General features: G+C 38.1%; 16 protein-coding genes. 12 read left to right on the top strand and 4 right to left on the bottom strand.

The window, feature by feature from the left end; genetic code table 11:
- Positions 1–51: 51 nt before the first annotated feature.
- Both CFK40_RS03585 and CFK40_RS03590 read left to right on the top strand, forming a co-directional pair.
- Positions 52–1,575: an AbgT family transporter gene (locus CFK40_RS03585; RefSeq protein WP_089530722.1), complete on the top strand. Its 1,524-nt coding sequence runs from the start codon at positions 52–54 to the stop codon at positions 1,573–1,575.
- 294 nt (positions 1,576–1,869) lie between these two features.
- Positions 1,870–3,027 (top strand): ROK family transcriptional regulator, encoded by a 1,158-nt coding sequence (locus tag CFK40_RS03590; RefSeq protein ID WP_089530723.1) that lies wholly within the window; start codon positions 1,870–1,872, stop codon positions 3,025–3,027.
- 76 nt (positions 3,028–3,103) lie between these two features.
- Here the strand turns inward: CFK40_RS03590 and CFK40_RS03595 are convergent, their stop codons facing one another.
- Genes CFK40_RS03595 through CFK40_RS03610 form a run of 4 tightly spaced genes read right to left on the bottom strand, consistent with a single transcriptional unit; the run spans position 3,104 to position 7,810 of the window.
- Complete coding sequence (locus CFK40_RS03595; RefSeq protein ID WP_089530724.1) at positions 3,104–4,132, bottom strand: aldose epimerase family protein; 1,029 nt, start codon at positions 4,130–4,132, stop codon at positions 3,104–3,106.
- Between the two features lie 13 nt (positions 4,133–4,145).
- A complete protein-coding gene (gene galT, locus CFK40_RS03600) occupies positions 4,146–5,624 on the bottom strand; it encodes a UDP-glucose--hexose-1-phosphate uridylyltransferase (RefSeq protein ID WP_089530725.1) in 1,479 nt (492 codons plus the stop codon).
- On the bottom strand, positions 5,621–6,625 hold the full coding sequence (galE, locus tag CFK40_RS03605; protein ID WP_089530726.1) for a UDP-glucose 4-epimerase GalE: 1,005 nt from the start codon (positions 6,623–6,625) through the stop codon (positions 5,621–5,623). The genes galT and galE overlap by 4 nt, the downstream gene beginning before the upstream one ends.
- Positions 6,626–7,810, bottom strand: coding sequence for a galactokinase (locus CFK40_RS03610; RefSeq protein ID WP_405196567.1), 1,185 nt, complete (start codon positions 7,808–7,810; stop codon positions 6,626–6,628). It abuts the gene before it with no gap.
- A gap of 290 nt (positions 7,811–8,100) precedes the next feature.
- On the opposite strand from CFK40_RS03610, the gene CFK40_RS03615 reads away from it, so the two are divergent.
- From CFK40_RS03615 to CFK40_RS03660, 10 genes are all read left to right on the top strand, one after another.
- The gene (locus tag CFK40_RS03615; protein WP_089530728.1) at positions 8,101–8,646 is read left to right on the top strand and encodes an RpnC/YadD family protein; all 546 of its coding nucleotides are present in this window, start codon (positions 8,101–8,103) and stop codon (positions 8,644–8,646) included.
- Between the two features lie 46 nt (positions 8,647–8,692).
- Complete coding sequence (locus CFK40_RS21245; protein ID WP_089530729.1) at positions 8,693–9,067, top strand: RpnC/YadD family protein; 375 nt, start codon at positions 8,693–8,695, stop codon at positions 9,065–9,067.
- Positions 9,068–9,549: 482 nt separating this feature from the next.
- A complete protein-coding gene (locus CFK40_RS03625; RefSeq protein ID WP_089530730.1) occupies positions 9,550–10,545 on the top strand; it encodes a Gfo/Idh/MocA family protein in 996 nt (331 codons plus the stop codon).
- Positions 10,546–11,081: 536 nt separating this feature from the next.
- Positions 11,082–12,017, top strand: coding sequence for an ROK family protein (locus tag CFK40_RS03630; protein WP_089530731.1), 936 nt, complete (start codon positions 11,082–11,084; stop codon positions 12,015–12,017).
- Positions 12,018–12,114: 97 nt separating this feature from the next.
- The gene (locus CFK40_RS03635; protein ID WP_089530732.1) at positions 12,115–13,377 is read left to right on the top strand and encodes an ABC transporter substrate-binding protein; all 1,263 of its coding nucleotides are present in this window, start codon (positions 12,115–12,117) and stop codon (positions 13,375–13,377) included.
- A 139-nt stretch (positions 13,378–13,516) separates the two neighbouring features.
- Positions 13,517–14,434, top strand: coding sequence for a carbohydrate ABC transporter permease (locus CFK40_RS03640; RefSeq protein ID WP_089530733.1), 918 nt, complete (start codon positions 13,517–13,519; stop codon positions 14,432–14,434).
- Positions 14,435–14,457: 23 nt separating this feature from the next.
- Complete coding sequence (locus tag CFK40_RS03645) at positions 14,458–15,279, top strand: carbohydrate ABC transporter permease (protein ID WP_089530734.1); 822 nt, start codon at positions 14,458–14,460, stop codon at positions 15,277–15,279.
- Between the two features lie 23 nt (positions 15,280–15,302).
- Complete coding sequence (locus CFK40_RS03650; RefSeq protein ID WP_089530735.1) at positions 15,303–16,562, top strand: Gfo/Idh/MocA family protein; 1,260 nt, start codon at positions 15,303–15,305, stop codon at positions 16,560–16,562.
- 83 nt (positions 16,563–16,645) lie between these two features.
- Positions 16,646–18,355: a glycoside hydrolase family 35 protein gene (locus CFK40_RS03655; protein ID WP_089534275.1), complete on the top strand. Its 1,710-nt coding sequence runs from the start codon at positions 16,646–16,648 to the stop codon at positions 18,353–18,355.
- Positions 18,356–18,623: 268 nt separating this feature from the next.
- Positions 18,624–19,622 (top strand): LacI family DNA-binding transcriptional regulator, encoded by a 999-nt coding sequence (locus CFK40_RS03660; RefSeq protein WP_089530736.1) that lies wholly within the window; start codon positions 18,624–18,626, stop codon positions 19,620–19,622.
- Positions 19,623–19,714 lie beyond the last annotated feature (92 nt).

The raw sequence follows: 19,714 nt of genomic DNA on the forward strand, positions 1-19,714 counted from the left end.
ATTTGATGACTTTTTGAACGTCGATCTTCTTAAATAGAAAGGGTGTAGTATATGTCAGCTAAAAGCAGTGAAGCTAAAAAATCAAGAATGTCTGGTTTCCTTAATGTTATTGAAAAGGTAGGAAATAAGTTACCCGATCCATTCATGCTGTTCGTATATTTAGCAGTTACGGTAATCGTTTTTTCATGGATAATTTCTCTTTTTGATGTAACATTTACAGTACCAGGTGCTGAAGAAGAAGTAGCAATTAAAAGTTTACTAACTGGAGAAGGATTACAGTATATACTAACCTCCATGCTTGAAAACTTTGTCGGTTTCGCACCACTTGGCATTGTTTTGGCAATGATGCTTGGTATTGGCCTAGCTGATAAAGTTGGTTTATTGGAAACAGCTATCAAGAGTACTATTTTGAAAGCTCCAGCCTCACTCATTACATATGCAGTAGTTTTCACAGGTATATTAGGGAATATTGCATCCGATGCAGCTTTCGTTATTATCCCACCACTTGCAGCCATGGTATTTTATAATGTTGGCAGGCATCCACTTGCCGGATTGGCTGCTGGATTTGCTGGTGTAGGTTCTGGTTTCACAGCCAACCTGATGATTACAGGGACAGATGCTTTACTGTCAGGGATTTCTACTGAAGTTATGCAAACAATTGATCCAGATATAGTTGTAACTCCAGTAGATAACTGGTACTTCATGATTGTATCAGTAGTCTTTTTATCTATTGCAGGGGCAGTTGTCACAGAGAAATTAGTAGAGCCACGGCTTGGCAAGTACGAGGGTAAGGTGAAAAAGGAATTTGAAGCGGTTACATCTTTAGAAAAGCGCGGATTCCGAAATGCAGTTATCGTTGGTTTAGCTTATATAGCTTTAATCGTACTAGTCATATTCTTGCCAAACTCACCGCTAACCAATGATCAAGGCGGAATCGTTCCATCCCCTTTCTTAGATGGAATCGTACCATTGATTTTAATCTGGTTTATAGCGATAGGTATAGCATATGGTGTTACAGTTAAGAAAATTGAAAGTTCCCGAGCAATCGGAAAATACATGGGAGAAGCAATGAAAGATATGTCAGGGTTTATAGTATTAATATTTGCAGCAGCACAATTTATTGCCTATTTTGAATGGACCAACATGGGTTCATGGATTGCGGTTAGTGGAGCAAACTTTTTAGAATCACTAGGATTTACAGGACTCGCTGCTGTAATAGGTTTTGTGTTATTAACAGCTGTATTGAATTTGTTTATATTTAGTGGGTCTGCTCAATGGGCACTGGAAGCTCCAATTTTCTTGAAAATGTTTTACTTTCTAGGTTATGAACCTGCGTTTATCCAGGCATCTTACCGTATTGCAGATTCATCAACAAATATCATTACGCCGATGAATCCATATATCATTATTGTGCTAGCCTTTATGCAGGAATATGACAAAAAGGCCGGACTTGGAACCTTAATAGCACTAATGTTACCGTACAGTATCGTATTCTTAGGAATTTGGATTATCTTATTATTAGGCTTTGCATTATTAGGTATCCCGTTTGGACCTGGAGTGGGAGTTTATTTGTAACTTATGATTTGTGTTTTACCTGCATCCTTTTTGGGGGAGGAGGTGGAAGAACGATCGACTTTCTTACGGCGCCGATCAACTTTAGAGTATTACTAGATTAGAGGTGATCGTGATTACTAGAAAGTCAATCGGCGCTGACTACAAGTTGATCGTAATCATAATAAAGTTAATCGAAAAAGCCAGCAAGTCAATCCATTCAGTCCAGCCCAGCCGGAGTTTCAAATAAAATCTAAATCCCCCTAACTTACTATGCTATAATAAAAATTAATCAACAAAATCAAGGGGGATACTTCCATGCAGCGCGGGACTTTCCAATTAATGAAGTCTGTCAATAAATCAATTATTTTAAATAAAATACGTATAGCTGAACCCATTTCAAGGGCGCAAATCGCAAAGGAGACAGAGTTAACCCCGCCAACAGTAAGTAGTATTGTAAAAGAATTAATTGAGCAGGGGATTGTAAGAGAAAGTGTTCTCGGTGTATCTCAGGGGGGACGAAAGCCGACAATGTTGCTCATAAATAGCGATGCTTTTTATGTCATTGGTGTTGATGCTGGCCCGGAAACAGTTGAATGCATCCTTGCTGATTTGTCAGGGAAAATCATAGATCGAACAGCTAGCAGAATAAGTAAGCCAATAACGAATGAACAGTTTGCCACTATTATAAAGGAAAGCATACATAAGATTATTCCTACCAATCAAGATAAAATCATCGGTATCGGAGTGGGGATGCATGGTGTTGTTGATGTTGAAACAGGTACAACCCTTGTTGCGCCGAACCTAAATCTGACAAACGTTCCAATAAAGGCTGAGCTTGAGAAAGAATTCAATTTAATTGTCCGGGTTGAGAATGATGCACGGGCAATGGCGCTCGGGGAGTCATGGTTTGGTGGACATGGTGACGTTGATAGTATGGTCGCTGTGAATCTAGGGCGTGGAGTCGGAGCAGGTGTTGTTATTAAAGGAAAGCTATACCATGGGGCGCAGGATCTTGCTGGGGAACTTGGCCATATGACTATTGATATTAATGGTGAAATTTGCGAATGTGGCAATCGTGGTTGCTTGCAAACCTTTGCTACTGGAGCGGCAATTGTTAGACGAGCGCGTAAGGAAATAAAAAACACGCCAAACAATCTAACGCCTGAGGAAATATTTCGTCTGGCTAAAACTGATGATGAGGCTTATATAAAGATATTGCAAGATTCGGGAATAATCATTGGAGTAGGTTTAACAAATTTAATTCATCTCATTAACCCAGAAAAAATTGTGTTGGGTGGTGGGGTATTGAACAGTGCGGAATTCATCTTGCCAGCTATTAAACAAACGATTGATCAACGTGCCCTGACACCAGGAGCCAAGCGGACGGAAGTGTCAGTAACGAAGCTAGGGGAGAATGCTACTCTGCTAGGAGCTATTTCGTTACTTTTAATCGAACTATTTGCTCCAGTATAAATGAAAAGGGCTGAACTGCGCCGTTCAGCCTTTTTAGTATGAGGGAAATTTCATCATTTCCCGGGAAATATCGACATTATTCCACTCCAAAAGAAAATTTTGTGCGTTTGTTATACTCAAATTCAGGCTCTAAAATCACATTTGGAAAGCCTACATGGTGTAAGGAAGCTGGGGAGCCTTGAGTTTCGAAACATACACCAAGATATTTCCTTGAACTACCTTCACGTAATTCCAGTCCTGTAGTTAAACCGTTAGCTGTATACATTACCATTCCTGGTTGATCCGTTTCGATTGTTAGCACTCTGCCTGAATCACCATCTTTAACAACGACATGTCCTTCATTATCAAATATAAAATAATGATCATAACCATTACCAGTAATTTTGTGCTGTTCGGAGTTATCTTCAAATCCGTCAGAAAGTACACGTCCTTCGCGAAAGTCAAACGTTGAATTCGAAACTTCTACTAATCTTCCAGTCGGAATGAGACTCTCATCAAGCTCAACAAAATTTGAACTATCTATTGTTATATGGTGGTTATGAACGGTATTCTTTAAATTGCCATTTAAATTAAAATAGGAATGATTCGTCAGTGCTAGGGGTGTGGTCTGATCTGTAGTTGCATAGTAATCAATAATTAGCTCATTTTCATTATTCAGTGTATACGTAACAGCAACATCTACATTGCCAGGGTATCCGCCATCACCGTCAGCACTAAAGTGGGTGAGCTTTAACCCAACTGAATCCTTCGTGTGAAAAGGCTCAACAGCCCAACAAAAATGACTAAACCCGTTCGATCCCCCATGGAGATGATTATTCCCATCATTTACTTCAAGGGAATATGTTTGACCCTCGGTTTCAAAGGAAGCATCTTGAATTCGTCCTGCTATCCGACCGACTATTGCCCCGAAAAAATTGGGGTTAGTCTCGTAATCGGCATAGTTTTTATAGCCAAGAACCACATTTTCCATCTTTCCTTTTTGATCAGGAACCATGACCTTCGTAATGATTCCGCCAAAGTCCAGCACGCTCACAGACATACCTTGGTCATTCGCTAGTGTAAATTCCTTCCACTTACCCAAAATATCTTTTATTTCTATGTTCATAAATTCCAGCCACCTACTTGTTTAATGCTTCAATAAATCGTTCAAATGCAACTTTTCCCTTGAAGACTCCAGCATCTTCAAGCACTCTAGCGAACTTCTTGCCTAATTCTTTTTGTAAAACAGTCTGGGCCTCTTCCTCATCTGATAATAAACCATATTGCTTCATGATTTCTCCTGCCCAGTCTTGATGATAATTAGCTACATCGCTTGATTCACCGAGCAAAAACTTCTGGATTTCGCCAAGTTCACCTTTTAATCTAGCTGGTAAAACTGCGAGTCCCATAACTTCAATCAGTCCAATATTTTCCTTTTTAATATGATGGACATCAGCATGTGGATGAAAAATACCTAGCGGATGTTCGTCAGATGTATGATTATTGCGTAACACTAGGTCAAGCTCATAAGTGCCGTCTCGCATTCTAGCAATCGGCGTTATCGTATTGTGGGGCGTATCACCTGAAAATGCTTTTACATCCGCAAGCTCATCCGAATAACCTTTCCATGTTTGTAAAATATGGTCAGCTACCTGAAGCAACACATCTTTCTCGGAACCAGCAAGTCGAATTACTGATAAAGGCCATTTCAAAACCGAGGCCGAAACACCCGGATATTCATTTAATTCAACTGAAAAAGCATCAGTAGCATTTGTCATTGCAAATTCATAGCGACCTGCCTGATAATGATCATGACTTAAAATCGATCCACCAACAATTGGTAAATCCGCATTCGAACCGATAAAATAATGTGGGAATTTTTCTGTAAACGTGAGCAATCGTTCAAATGCATGTTTATCAATCTTCATGTTGCGATGTTCTTCAGCAAGTAAAATGCTGTGTTCGTTATAATAAACGTACGGTGAATATTGCAGATACCAATTTTCCTCAAGCAATGGTACACGTATAACACGGTGATTGGCACGCGCAGGGTAACCAGTTCGACCTGCATATCCTTCATTTTCTACACATAAAAGACATTTCGGATAGTCTACTTTTTGTTTCATTTCACGTTCCCGTTTGATTTGTTCAGGGTCTTTTTCCGGTTTGGATAAGTTAATCGTAATGTCCAGTTCGCCATATTCGCTATCAGCCTTAAAGTGGATGTTTTTGCTAATTCGATTCGTCTGGATATAGTTGGTGTTTTTGCTCAACTTATAAAAGTAATCAGTCGCAGCTTTAGGTGATTTCGCATATTTTTCATTAAAAACAGCATTTACCAAAGATGGCCGTGCCACAAAACAATCCATAATAGTCGCTGCGAGGATTTCTTTATCATCGAAAACATCCTCAAACACGTTATTATCTACTGCATAAGCAATCACTTTTTCTAGTAAATTGGGTATAGAATCATCTGTTATCGCATCAACCTTTTCAGGAAAAGATTCCAACTGCAGAAGATTGATGACTCTGTTTCGCGCATAAATTCTATCTTCAGGTTCAATTAGCTCAACGTCGATTGCCTTTTCAATTAGTCCTGAAACATGCTGGAAAATCATCGGTTATCGACTCCTTCTCCATAGCCATTAGGACGAGTGGTGTGCCAATTCCAGGCATCCTGCATGATCGTTGTTATCGAAGTTCGCGATGGTTTCCAGCCCAATACCCGTTTAGCTTTTTCAGAACTAGCAATTAAAACACCAGGATCACCAGCGCGTCTCTCGCCAGATTCCACTGGGATTTCTTTCCCTGTAACAGTTCGTGCTGTCTCAATCATTTCTTTTACGGAAAAGCCTTGATTGCTACCAAGGTTAAAAATATCGCTAACCCCATCATTTTTTAAATAATCCAGTGCTAGCAGATGTGCTTTAATAAGATCTTCCACATGAACATAATCACGAATACACGTGCCATCAGACGTGTCGTAATCTTCTCCGAAAACGGTAATTTGCGAACGCTGTCCAAGTGCAGCCTGTAAAATAATCGGAACGAGATGTGTTTCTGGGCGATGGTCCTCACCGATTTCTGCAGACTCCCTAGCGCCAGCTACATTAAAATAACGCAATGAAACATACTTGATCCCGTGTGCTTGCTCGGTCCATTTCATTAGTTTTTCCATTGTGAGCTTTGTTTCCCCATATGTGCTGGTTGGATTTGTCGGCATTGTCTCAGTAATCGGTACAGATTCTGGTTCTCCATACGTCGCCGCTGTTGAAGAAAAGACGATTTTTTTCACATCATTTTCGACCATAGCCTGTAGCAAAACTTGCGTACCATATACATTGTTATCAAAGTATTGGAGTGGTTTTTCCATCGACTCACCAACAAGTGAATTTGCTGCAAAATGAACGACTGCTTCAATCGATTCCTTTTTAAACACCTCGCGCAGGAAATCTATGGTACGAATATCCCCTTGGTAAAATGTAGCAGCAGGATGGATCGCATCTTTGTGACCAGTCTCCAGATTATCAACAACTACCACTTTTTCGCCTCGATCAATTAATTGATAAACTGCATGGGAACCAATATAACCTGCTCCACCTAAAACTAATACGCTCATTTATAGCACTCCTTCCGTAATCTCTTTCGCGCCATCACCAATCATAGCGGTATAAAATGTTGCATCATAGCCGATTGCCTGACGATAGATTGTGTTCACGTTTTTCTTGAAGGTTTCTACCTGATCACGCTCAACAATTGCGATCGCGCATCCGCCAAATCCAGCTCCAGTCATGCGCGCACCCATAACACCATCCTGGTCCCATGCTACTTGAACAATCGTATCAAGTTCAATTCCTGTAACCTCATAATCAAACCGAAGTGACTGATGGGATTCATTCATCAATTTTCCAAAGGCTATCAAATCATCCTGACGCAGTTTCTCAAGAGCTTCTACTGTTCGAGCATTCTCATAAACAGCATGCCTTGCGCGCTTCACATTAATTTCATCTTTAATTAAATGTTTATGTTGGTCAAATTTTTCTTTTGATAATTCTCCAAGACTTGTAATCGGGAGCTCTGTTTGCAAATCAGCAAGTGCTTGCTCACATTGCGTGCGTCGTTCATTGTATTTTGAGCCAGCTAATGTCCGTTGCTTATTCGTATTAATAATCATAATGACATGGTTCTTTAATGCGATCGGTGCATATTCATGCTCCAATGTTTGACAGTTTAATAGAATCGCATGGTCTTTTTTCCCCATGCCTATCGAAAATTGATCCATAATTCCACTGTTTACACCAATGTATTCATTCTCTACCTGCTGACCAAGTTGTATCATCCTGACACGATCAATTCTAAAATCAAACAGTCCTTCCAATAGTACCCCAGTTGCCATCTCGATGGAAGCAGAAGAGGACAGGCCAGCACCGTTTGGAATGTTGCCGTAAAATAAAATGTCTGCACCCGATTCAATAGCATGGCCAGATTCCTGAATGTAGGATATCATTCCCTTTGGATAGTTTGCCCAAGTCTGAGCCTCATTATAGGAAAGGTCGGCTAGATCGGTTTCAATGATTCCAGTGTCTTGAAAATTCATTGAGTAAAACCGTAATTTTTGATCGGTACGCTTTCTTCCGACTGCATATGTTCCAAAAGATAGACAAGCAGGGAAGACGTGGCCCCCGTTATAGTCGGTGTGCTCACCGATTAGATTGATTCGGCCTGGTGCGAAAAAGATAGATGGCATGTGTTCTGTCTGGAAAATGTTTTGAAATTCCTGTATAAGATTACGTTCAGTCATCATTTCACCTCTGTCAAAAATTGTATGATTTTGTTACACTAACAAATGTGTTAAAATACGCATAGATAATTAATTTAATTAATTAAGTCTAGTTTACTAATTGTTAGCAACTTTGTAAACGCATTCCTTAATTTATTTAAAAGAAGAGTGTGAAAGGAGTATATGGTTTGTTTGCAGGGGCTTGATTTGATATCAAGCCTCTTATTTCAGTATCATCATTGCTTGACTCGAACAATTGTTCTATAATGGAAATGTAAATAGGATAATTTATCTATCGTGAGGGATGTGGTAAAATGGAGGCAAATACAGTCGTGCTTGAAAGAACAACTAATTATGAAGCAACACCAGATTATGATGGACTTTGGAAAGCACTAATTGAAGAATTTATGCAGTTTTTTGCTAACGATTTATTTGACGCTATTGATTTTTCAAGAGGCAGTGAATTTTTAAATAAGGAATTACTAAAGGAGCCTATTAAGGAAAAGAAAGGAAAGGTTGTAGCGGATCAAATTGTAAAAGTGTTTCTAAAAAGCGGTCAGGAAAAATGGATCCTGATTCACATTGAAGTACAAGGTAGGGCGGGAAAGGACTTTACTAAGCGAATGTTTCGCTACTTTTATCGAATCTATGATAAGCATAATCGTGAAGTTTATGCTATTGCCCTTTTAACAGATGCAAAGCAATCCAGTAACTCCAATCATTTTCAGTATGATTTTTATGGTACGAAAGTTGATTACACATTCAATGTATATGCATTTCAAAATCAGGACATAAAAAAATTAGTGGAATCAACTAACCCATCCTGCTACTGCGGTTACTGCTGGTATTTATGCAAATAAAACCAAGCATGATGCAAACAAACGCTATGCTTTCAAACGGAAATTGATGATCCAAATTCTACAACAGACATCCACACAACCAGAATACACCCGCACATATCTATCTGCTTTATTTCATTTCATTGATAATATACTTCAAGTTCCAACAGACTTAACGACTAAATTAAAGGAAGATTTAACCCCATTTATTGATAAGGAGGCGACACAACAAATGCTTGCAGATAAAAGAAATCCATCGCAAACGTTAGCCGAGATTTTTGCAGAGTTGAAGGAAGAAGGCATGGAAAAAGGAAAAAGAGAAACAGAGAAAAATATTGCCAAAAAATTAATTCAAAAAGATTACTCCAATGAGCAAATCATAGAACTAACGGAATTAGAACTAAACGAGGTAGTGAAGTTGAGAAAGTCACTTCAAATGTAGTGAAGAGAACGAAATAGGTTAATTGGGAGGAACTTGACTTTTGTTGAGCTCCCTTTTTTGATTTGAAATTTAATCGGTAGAGTGGAAAAAGTTAATCGACAATGCAGGAGAGTTGATCGGCAAGTCAAAAAATCGATCCACAGCAGCTGAAAGTCGATCGGCAGGATTGGAAAGTTGATCGTCAACCGCAAAAGTCGATCGAAAGCCCATGGAAGTTGATCTGCGTCAGCAGAAGTCAATCGGCAGCCCATCAGAGTTGATCCACAACTGTTACAAGTGCGATCTAAATAGAAAGGCAATTTAATAAAATCCAATTCATAAAAGTTCTCCCTTCATTTTGAGAATTGAAAGCCCAATCGCTAATATATAAAAGTTAATCGTCAGTCCTAGCTATAGGATCATGAAAACGGATTTATTTTGTCCTACACTTGGCATAAGGTACAATTAAATATAATAGTTCACTAAATATAGGAGGCACATAAATGACTAACATACAATGGGGAATTCTAAGTACGGCTGGAATCGCACAAAAGCAACTAATTCCAGCAATTCAACGGGCATCAAATGCAAAAGTAACGGCAATCGCAAGCAGTAGTGGGGTGGAAAAGGCGAAAACTGTTGCTAATAAATTTTCGATTGAAAAAACTCATGATAGTTATGAAAAGCTATTAGATGATCCGGAAATTGACGCCGTCTATATCCCGTTGCCTAATCATTTACATAAAGAATGGGTCATTACAGCAGCCAACAAAGGGAAGCATATCCTTTGTGAAAAGCCAGCAGCGGTCAATGCTGCTGAATTTGAAGAAATGAAATCGGCATGCGAGGAACATCAGGTAATTTTCATGGAAGCATTTATGTATCATTTCCATCCGCAGCATGATCGTGTAAAAGAAATCATTGATTCAGGCGAAATCGGTGACGTTTCCTATATGCGAGCCGCACATTCCTTTCATATGAAAGATCGGGATAGCAATGTTCGCATGAAATATCAAGATGGTGGCGGGAGCCTTTATGATCTTGGTTGTTACGCCATCCACGCGATAAGAAATGTCCTCCGCGTAGAGCCTGAAACCGTTCAAGTTCATGCGATAAAGGATAATGGGGTAGATACAGATGCATATGCCTATTTAACGTTTCCAAATGGCGTGCATGCAACATTTGATTCAAGCTTTAACCTGACAGACCGCAATGAATACGAAGTGGTAGGTACAGAAGGACGAATCATGATCCCGCGAGCATTTCGACCAGACAAAAATGGCGGAGACGGCTTAATCGTCGTTGAAAAACAAGGTGTAACGCGCACGGAAACGGTAAAGACCGATCAATATCGTGATCAAGTAGAACATATCTCCGAAGCAATTTTGAATGGGGATCATAAACTTCATAATGATTTTGAAAACACCCTTAACAATATGCGGGTAATTGATGCTTGTATGGAATCGATGGAGACGGGCGAGCGAGTCGAATTAGGTTAAATAGAATAGTTTGGTGGGGAAGAAGCTTGATTTTTAATCGGGCTTCTTTTTTGTGGTGTGGAGAGGTGTCCAGAACTCGGTGTGCCGTCGCCCGAGTTAGGGTTGGTGTCTCCCGAGTATACGAAGTTCTGTCCCGAGTTGGTGTCATTCTCTCCCGGATTTGATCGTTTGTCTCCCGAGTTGAACAAAATCAGGAAGTTAATTCATAGCATTGGGAAACCGATCGGCAGCTCAGCGGGTATTCTTATCTCCGTCGTTTTCAGTGAAATTACGACGAAAAGGTTAAATAGAAAAAGAGTTGTGTAATGAGAGCCAGTTATTAGGCTCTTTTTTTGCGTTGCCTAATTTATATCAGTAATAAAGGATATTTAATTAAAAAAGTAATCAAAAAACTTATAGACAAATTAAATATGCTGTGATAGGATGATAAACAATTAGTAAATTATTTATCAAATTTATTTACTAAAAAATTTTATTTATAGATGTAAACGTAATCATATTGGTGCATGAAGAAAGAGATAATGAGGTGACCTTTGGTGAAATATGGATTAGGTGTTGATGTTGGTGGTACAAAAATAGCTGCGGTAATTATTAACCAACATGGGGAAATTATTGAACGTGTTGAAGTTCTAAGTAATCCTTCCGATAAAGAAAAAATGTTTAAACAAGTGACTAAAAGTATTGAAAGTGTTTTAGTGAATTCCAATCTAGAGATTTCAATGATAGAAGGGATGGGGATAGGTGTTCCAGGAAAAGTAGACCGTGAGAATGGAATAGCGGTTTACCAAAATAATTTACCATGGAGTAATTTTCCGATTGTAGAGAAACTACGTACACATTTCTCCATTAAAAACATTGTTATTGATAACGATGTTTATATGGCAGCATTTGCGGAATGGATGGTGTCAAACGCAACTAAAAAAGAAACGTTTGTTTATGTAACGGTTAGCACAGGCATTTCTTGTTCCATCATTCAAGAAGGTTCGTTTCTAAGGGGCACTGGATTTGCGGGGGAAATTGGTTTACTACCGGTTTTATCAAAGTCATCAGCAACTAGGCTACATAATTTAGAAGAATCCGCATCTGGCCCTGCAATCCAAAAGCTCGCTAAGAATTACTTTGAATGTCCTAACATGACCACAGAAAAATTTTTTTTGGAGTATGAAAAGAATAAACCTGGCGCAAGTGTCGTGCTGGATGAAGTGGCCGAATCTTTAGCACATGGGATATATTCAATTGTATGTTTACTAGATCCACACAAGGTAATTTTTGGTGGAGGGGTGATGAATAACCATCCTTATTTACTAGATTTAGTAAAGTCAAAAATGGAGCATTATGTAATAGATGAGCAAAAGCATGCTTTACTACGAATGCAAACGAGTAAGTTAAAAGGAGATTCTGGAGTTGTAGGAGCAGGGTTAAAAGGGATGGAATCTTTACCTAACAACTTTAAGGAGGTGGGGTTGACATAAGTTCGTTATTTTTAATTAAAGAATCTTAGTTTACTTCACCTTGAATTAACGGAATGTTGGAGCATCAAAATTTTACATTAATAAGGGAGGAAATAAAATGAAAAAAGTTGCAGCAATGCTTTTATGCCTATTTTTATTTTCTATATTAGCTGCTTGTAGTGATGATAGCGGAAGTGCTGAAGGAGATGACAAAATAACATTATGGTACTGGAACCGGGGACTTGATGAAAAGGTGTTAGAAAAAGTTAAAGAGGAATTTCCAGACGTTGAATTTGTTGCTCAAAAGCTACCACCTGGTGGAGATTACAAAACAAAATTAACTACATTATTGGCATCAAATAATAATGAGGATGCACCAGACATGGTTTTAATGAATATCTGGATTTCTGAGTTTCTACCTTACGCTGACAAGTTTGTAAATATATACGATCATGGTGGCGCTGAATTGGAGGATAAATTTCCTGATTGGAAATTGAGTCAGGCAATTACCGGTGATGGTGAAAAAATGATAGCGATTCCAGTAGATACGTCACCAACAGGATTCTTTTATCGTAAAGATGTGTTTTCTAAGGCTGGTATAGCTGAATCACCGGAAGAGTTGCAAGAAAAAATTAGTACTTGGGATGGTTATGTAAATGTCTTGACAACACTTAAAAATGAGGCTAATGCTTATGCGGTTTCATCGATTAAAGATGCATTTGGAAATCAGGTCAATAAATTAGATAAACGATACTTCGATAAGGATAATAATTTTATTGGCGATCAGGAACATATTAAAGAAGTATGGGATAAAGCTATTGAGTTAGGTGAAAAAGGTTTAGTCTTAGGAAATGTGGATGAATTTTCTGAGGAGTGGAACGCGGCGCTTATTAATAATGAAATAGTTGGCTATGACGGTCCGGTTTGGGCTAAAGATTTGATTATAGATACAGCCTCTAGTACATCAGGTAAATGGAGAGTAACAAGATCGCCAATAGCTGATGGTAACGATGGAGGTTCGTTCTTAGCCGTATTAAGTTCAACTGACCAACCTGAAAAAAGCGTTGAAATTGCAAAGTTTATTAATTCACCAGAAAATCAAATTACATCCTATAAAAATATGAGTCTATTCCCTTCAGCTATTGAAGCATTAGAAAGTGATGAAATCAATCATAAAGAAGAGTTCTTTGGCGGACAAAACACAACAGAAGTGTTCGCAGAGTCTGCAAAAAATGTAAAAAAAGCATATAAAGGTCCACAAGAATCAATTGTATTAACTGCTTTTAGAAATGAATTAGAATTAGTATATACACAAGACAAAGATCCAGAAAAGGCATGGGAAGATGCTTTATCTAAAATAGAAAGAGACTTAAGTATGTAAGGCCAAAAGCGAAAGCACTTGTTTATTACCGTATGAGCTGGACGCGGCTGATTATATCGTTCTGTTACTCGCAAAATAAATTTGAAATAGGAAAGGGGATTAACTAAAATCCCCTTTTATCCATTAGGTGGTGAGTTAAATGAGTACAGTAGATGTTCAACCTAAAAAACACAAAAATGAAACATGGCGAGAAATGAAAAAAAATAAGGGAGCCTATTTATTAATATCACCTTTTTTTATCATCTTTCTTATTTTTGGTTTATTCCCGATTTTATTTTCAATTTATTTAGCCCTTTCCAGTTGGGATGGCATTGGTACGATGGAATTTGTGGGACTTCGAAATTTTGAATTCTTACTAACCGACCCGTTATTTTGGAAATCAATTGCAAACACATTCATTATTTTCATCATATCAACAATACCAATGATTTTTCTTGCGCTTGTTGTAGCCTTTCTGTTGAATTCTAGTTTTGTTAAATTCAGAGGGTTCTATAAAACATTATATTTCCTACCAAACGTTACCGCGATAGTGGCAGTAGCGATTGTGTTTAGTGTTATATTTTCCCCTAGTTATGGCTTTGTAAACTACATTATTACCTTACTGGGCTTTGATGCTATCAACTGGCATAACAATGCAATTGGAGTAAAAGTGGCTGTTGCGGCAATGGTTATTTGGAGATGGACAGGATACAATGCAATTATATTTCTAGCAGGATTACAAAAAATCCCTAATAGTTTATATGAGGCTGCTAGAATTGATGGAGCAAGTACATTTCAAATTTTTACGAAAATAACGATTCCTTTATTAAGGCCAGTAATGCTATTTGTTGTTATTACTTCAACTATTGGCGGAATGCAAATTTTCGCAGAGCCGCAATTACTTGTTGGGAACTCAGGCGGAGCTGGGGGAGAAGGACTAACAATTGTACTTTACCTTTATCAACAGGCCTTTGTTAAAAACCTTTATGGTTATGGATCTGCAATTGCAATAGGTTTATTTATTATTATCATGTTGTTCTCTCTATTTAATTGGAAAGTTGTTCAAAGAAAAAAATAACGAAAAAAATAGAGGTGAAAAAAGTGTCTATACTTAAAAAAATAATCTTACATACATGCTTAATTATAGGTGTGTTGATTTCTATATTTCCTTTTTATTGGCTAATTGTCATGTCAACAAATGATTCAAGTGCCGCTTATACATTTCCACCTGTTTGGACATTTGGAGATCAGTTTTTTGTGAACGTACAAAAAGTATTTGCGGAGATTCCGTTTTTGCAATCTATGTTTAACACATTAATTGTATCGACATTATCAACGGTATTAGTTTTATTTTTTAGTTCTTTAGCGGGATTTGTATTTGCGAAGTTCAAGTTTCCTGGTAAAAACAAACTCTTTATCTTTACACTTACTACGATGATGATTCCGGCACAATTATCATTAATCCCCATGTTTATTATGATGCAGGAAATTGGTTGGATTGACAGTTATAAAGCATTAATTATTCCTGGACTCGTAAGTGCATTTGGTATTTTTTGGATCAAACAATATGCGGAAGGTGCTATCCATGATGACCTCCTAAATGCGGCACGAATTGATGGATGTGGTATCTTTAGAATGTATTGGAATATAGCATTACCCGTTCTAAAACCTGCATTAGCTTTTCTAGCAATATTTAACTTTATGGCTGTATGGAATGATTACTTGTGGCCGTTAATCGTTCTAAATGATCCATCAAAATATACATTAATGGTTGCGTTAGCTAACTTAAAGGGATTACATGCTACCGACCATGCTGCAGTAATGACAGGAACATTTTTAGGGACATTACCATTAATCGCATTATTTCTAATAGCAAGCAGACAGTTTATTTCTGATATAGCTGCTGGAGCTGTTAAAGATTAGAAAAAAGAAAGGAGACAATGGCATTGAAAAAAACAAAAGCCATACTAATAGGCGCTGGTGATAGAGGAGCAAAAGCATATGCTCCTTATGCCATATCCTATCCACACGAATTAGAATTTGTAGCAGTAGCTGAGTTAAATCCTGAAAAAAGGGCAGCTTTTGCGGATGTGCATGGTTTTCCGAGTAACCGCTGTTTCGAGTCATGGGAAGAAATGTTGGATGAAAAAATTGAAGCTGATGTTGCCTTTATTTGTACGTTAGATCGTCAGCACTATAAGCCAACGATAAAAGCAATTGAAGCTGGCTATCACGTATTGTTGGAAAAACCGATGTCGCCTGATCCTGAGGAATGTATTTCAATGGTTGAAACTGCTAAGGAACATAATAGACTTTTAACGATTTGCCATGTTCTCCGCTATACGCCATTTTGGAATAATATTAAAAAGATTATTGATGACGGTGATATTGGTGATATTGTATCTATTCAGTTAAATGAAAATGTAGAAATTATGCACATGTCCCATAGTTTCGTTCGCGGGAATTGGAACAATAGCGACGATTCGAGTCCTATGATTCTACAAAAATCCTGTCATGATATGGATATTTTAATGTACTTAATGGATCAAAAATGCAAACATGTTAGTTCATTTGGATCACTGATGCATTTTAATGAAAGAAATAAACCAGAGGGAGCGCCATTACGTTGTCTAGATGGATGTCCTGTAGAAAATGAATGTGCGTTTCATGCCGGAAGATATTATTTAGGAGAAGGAAAAGGATGGGCGAAGAAATTTACCACTGACGACTCTCGTGAAGGAATTATTGAAGCATTGAACACCACACCTTATGGTAAATGTGTTTATCAATCGGATAATAATGTTGTCGATCACCAGGTGGTGAATCTGGAATTTGAAAATGGTGCGACAGCAACTTTTAGTATGTGTGGATTCACGAGGGAACAAACTCGGATTGTTCAAATTATGGGAACAAAAGGTGAAATCAGAGGAAAGATGGATGAAAACTATATATCCGTATTCAATTTTCTAACGCAAAATGAAACGGTTATCAATCTCAATAAACCGCTTGGTGGTCATGGCGGTGGCGATGACGCAATTGTGAGAGATTTCTTGAAAGAGGTCAAAAACTACCGAGAGACAGATAGACCATCTGCTGTTGTGTCACTCGAAAGTCATTTGTTAGCTTTTGCTGCTGAAGCTTCAAGGATTGATAATGGAAAAGTAATTGATTTAGATAAATTTATCAATGATAAATCTTTAAATTAAAGGGACAAGGACCCTGTCCCTCTGTCCCTGGAAAGGAGTGGTAAATCGTGTCTAAACTAACTGTAGTTGGAAAAGAATTATATATGAATGATGAACCAATTCAACTGATTTCTGGGGCGATACATTACTTTAGAATTGTTCCAGAATATTGGGAGGACCGATTACGTAAACTTAAAGCATGTGGGTTTAATTGTGTCGAAACGTATATTCCATGGAACTTACATGAACCAAAAGAAGGTGAATTTAATTTTAGTGGAATAGCTGATGTAGAGGAATTTATTCGTATTGCGGAAAAAGTAGGATTATACGTCATTGCACGTCCAAGTCCATACATATGTGCTGAATGGGAATTTGGGGGACTACCTTCATGGCTTCTTGCGGATAGCAATATGCGGGTTCGATCCCACTATGAACCCTACTTGGAAAAAGTAGATAACTACTATGATGTTTTACTAGAAAGGTTTAAGCCATTGCTGCAAACGAATGGCGGGCCCATCATTGCGATGCAAATTGAAAATGAATACGGAAGTTATGGAAATGATAAGCGCTATTTAACTTACATAAAAGAAGCAATGGTTAAGAGGGAAATCGATGTTTTATTATTTACATCTGATGGACCTACAGATTTAATGCTTCAGGGTGGTTCTGTCGATAATGTGCTAGCAACGGTTAACTTTGGCTCAAGACCAAAGGAGTCCTTTGCTAAACTTCAGGAACATTTTCCGAACACACCAAATATTGTGATGGAATATTGGAACGGCTGGTTTGATCATTGGGGTGAAAAGCATCATCAACGTGATCCGCAAGATGCGGCTGATACGTTTGCGGAAATGCTGCAAAGTGGTGCATCCGTTAATTTCTACATGTTCCATGGTGGCACTAATTTCGGTTTTTATAATGGGGCCAATTTTGATGAAAATTATCAACCTACCATTACAAGCTATGATTATGATTGCCCGATAAGTGAAACAGGGGATCTTACACCGAAGTTTCATGCGGTTCGAGAAGCGGTTGCCAAACATAAAGATTTAGGTGAGCTTGTGTTACCTGAACCGATCCCTAAAAAGAAATATGGTACGGTTAAGATGAAGGAATCTAATAATCTATTTGAAGCTTTGAATCAAATTAGTAACCTAGTTAAAAACACACATCCAGTATCAATGGAAAAGTTAGGTCAAGATTATGGGTTTGTTCTTTATCGTACCTTTTTGAAGGGGCCACTTGATGAAGCTCCTTTAACAATACAAGATGTTCGCGACCGTGCACTTGTCTATGTGAATCAGGAATTCAAGGGTGTCATTGATCGATGGGAAAATAATAAACTTATGATTGAAGTACCTGAAGAAGGCATACAGCTAGATCTATTGGTTGAGAATATGGGACGCATTAACTATGGACCATTATTGAATGATCCAAAAGGAATAACAGAAGGAGTACGTTTTGAACGTCAATTTTTATTTGACTGGGAAATATACTCCTTACCCATGGATAATCTAGAAAATTTAACATTTAACGAGAATCAACTTCAACCTGAAGAAAATCCGATATTTTACATGGGAACATTTGAAGTAAAGGAAATTGGGGATACGTTTGTTGAACTAGCAGGCTGGAAAAAAGGCATTGTCCTAGTTAATGGTTTTAATATAGGAAGATACTGGGAGATAGGGCCGCAGAAAACTTTATATATACCTGGTCCATTGTTAAAAAAAGGTATTAATGAGATTGTGGTTTTTGATATGCATGGCACGAAGAACCCGGAAATAGAATTGATAGATACACATAAATTAGGGTAGTAAAATGGGGCAGTTATTTTAACATAACTGCCCTTTATCATTGCTAAAATGGTAAAATGAATATAAGTGCGTGTTCAAAAAGTTACCAAATTAGAAACAAGAAGTTCGAGGCGGCGTAGTCTTGAGGGCCGGAATGTAGGCCATTCCTACATGAGGACCGGAAAGGCAAGCCAACGAAGAAATTCGCCGTTTATGATTTGGTGGTTTTTTGAACAACTTCTATAACTATTATATCTGAAATGCATGTATTGGAAAGGGTGGCCTTTTAATGGCAACAATCAAGGACATAGCACAAAAAGCTGGTGTTTCCCCTGCGACTGTCTCACGGGTACTTAATTATGATGCCAGCTTATCAGTTGCTGATGCCACAAAGAAAAAAGTATTTGAAGCGGCGGAAGAGCTTTCCTATCGGAAAAGGCCTGGCAAACGATATACAGGCCAAAAAATTGCTGTAGTCCATTGGTATACAGAAAAGGAAGAATTAAGTGACCTGTATTATTTATCAATTAGACTTGGTATCGAACAACGATGTAAACAGCTTGATTTGGATCCTGATATTTATTTTTTTAATAATATAGATGATATAAATGCTGATGAAATTGAAGGTATTATTGCCGTCGGGAAGTTCAGTAATCAGCAGGTAAAAGAATTAACCGCTATTAATCCCGCAGTAGTTTTTGTTGATTATAGCCCTAATGAAGACAAATATGATGCAGTGGTCATTGATTTTGAAAAAGCTACACAAAAAATTATTGATTACTTCATTTCAACGGAACATAAGGAAATTGGATTTATTGGTGGTCGGGAGTTTTTAAAAGGCCAAACGGAACCGTTGGACGATTTACGGGAGAAAACGTTTAAAAATTACATGCGAGAAAAAGGCCTCTTTGATGAGCGCTTTGTTTACGTTGGATCCTTTTCCGTAGAAGATGGGTACAATTTAATGGCAAAAGCGATAGAAGAATTAGGCGACAATTTACCGACTGCTTTTTTCACAAGTAGTGATGTTATGGCGATTGGAAGCTTGCGGGCACTGCACGAAGCGGGTGTTGCTGTACCAGACCGAGTAAGTGTTATCGGTATTAACGATATGTCTATTTCAAAATATGTTTATCCATCATTAAGTACGATAAAGGTATATACAGAACTCATGGGTGAAACAGCTGTTGATACATTGATTGAGCGGCTGGAAGGCAGGAAGATAGCGAAGAAGGTTTTTATATCGACGAAATTGGTTGTGCGGAAGAGTGTCAGGCAAGAAATATGAGGGGAATGGTCGTGAGACAGAAAAATGAGCAAACTGATTGTTTTACGAAAAACGGGGGATTTGTTCATGTCAATATTGGCAGCCTTTACAAT

The organism is Virgibacillus necropolis, assembly GCF_002224365.1.
Classification (GTDB): domain Bacteria; phylum Bacillota; class Bacilli; order Bacillales; family Amphibacillaceae; genus Virgibacillus_F; species Virgibacillus_F necropolis.

What these genes read in the sequence shown, in the direction of transcription:
- CFK40_RS03585 (WP_089530722.1), top strand. Translation starts at nt 52, where the DNA reads ATGTCAGCTAAAAGCAGTGAAGCTAAAAAATCAAGAATGTCTGGTTTC.
- CFK40_RS03590 (WP_089530723.1), top strand. Translation starts at nt 1,870, where the DNA reads ATGCAGCGCGGGACTTTCCAATTAATGAAGTCTGTCAATAAATCAATT.
- CFK40_RS03595 (WP_089530724.1), bottom strand. Translation starts at nt 4,132, where the DNA reads ATGAACATAGAAATAAAAGATATTTTGGGTAAGTGGAAGGAATTTACA.
- galT (WP_089530725.1), bottom strand. Translation starts at nt 5,624, where the DNA reads ATGATTTTCCAGCATGTTTCAGGACTAATTGAAAAGGCAATCGACGTT.
- galE (WP_089530726.1), bottom strand. Translation starts at nt 6,625, where the DNA reads ATGAGCGTATTAGTTTTAGGTGGAGCAGGTTATATTGGTTCCCATGCA.
- CFK40_RS03610 (WP_405196567.1), bottom strand. Translation starts at nt 7,810, where the DNA reads ATGATGACTGAACGTAATCTTATACAGGAATTTCAAAACATTTTCCAG.
- CFK40_RS03615 (WP_089530728.1), top strand. Translation starts at nt 8,101, where the DNA reads ATGGAGGCAAATACAGTCGTGCTTGAAAGAACAACTAATTATGAAGCA.
- CFK40_RS21245 (WP_089530729.1), top strand. Translation starts at nt 8,693, where the DNA reads ATGATCCAAATTCTACAACAGACATCCACACAACCAGAATACACCCGC.
- CFK40_RS03625 (WP_089530730.1), top strand. Translation starts at nt 9,550, where the DNA reads ATGACTAACATACAATGGGGAATTCTAAGTACGGCTGGAATCGCACAA.
- CFK40_RS03635 (WP_089530732.1), top strand. Translation starts at nt 12,115, where the DNA reads ATGAAAAAAGTTGCAGCAATGCTTTTATGCCTATTTTTATTTTCTATA.
- CFK40_RS03640 (WP_089530733.1), top strand. Translation starts at nt 13,517, where the DNA reads ATGAGTACAGTAGATGTTCAACCTAAAAAACACAAAAATGAAACATGG.
- CFK40_RS03655 (WP_089534275.1), top strand. Translation starts at nt 16,646, where the DNA reads ATGAATGATGAACCAATTCAACTGATTTCTGGGGCGATACATTACTTT.
- CFK40_RS03660 (WP_089530736.1), top strand. Translation starts at nt 18,624, where the DNA reads ATGGCAACAATCAAGGACATAGCACAAAAAGCTGGTGTTTCCCCTGCG.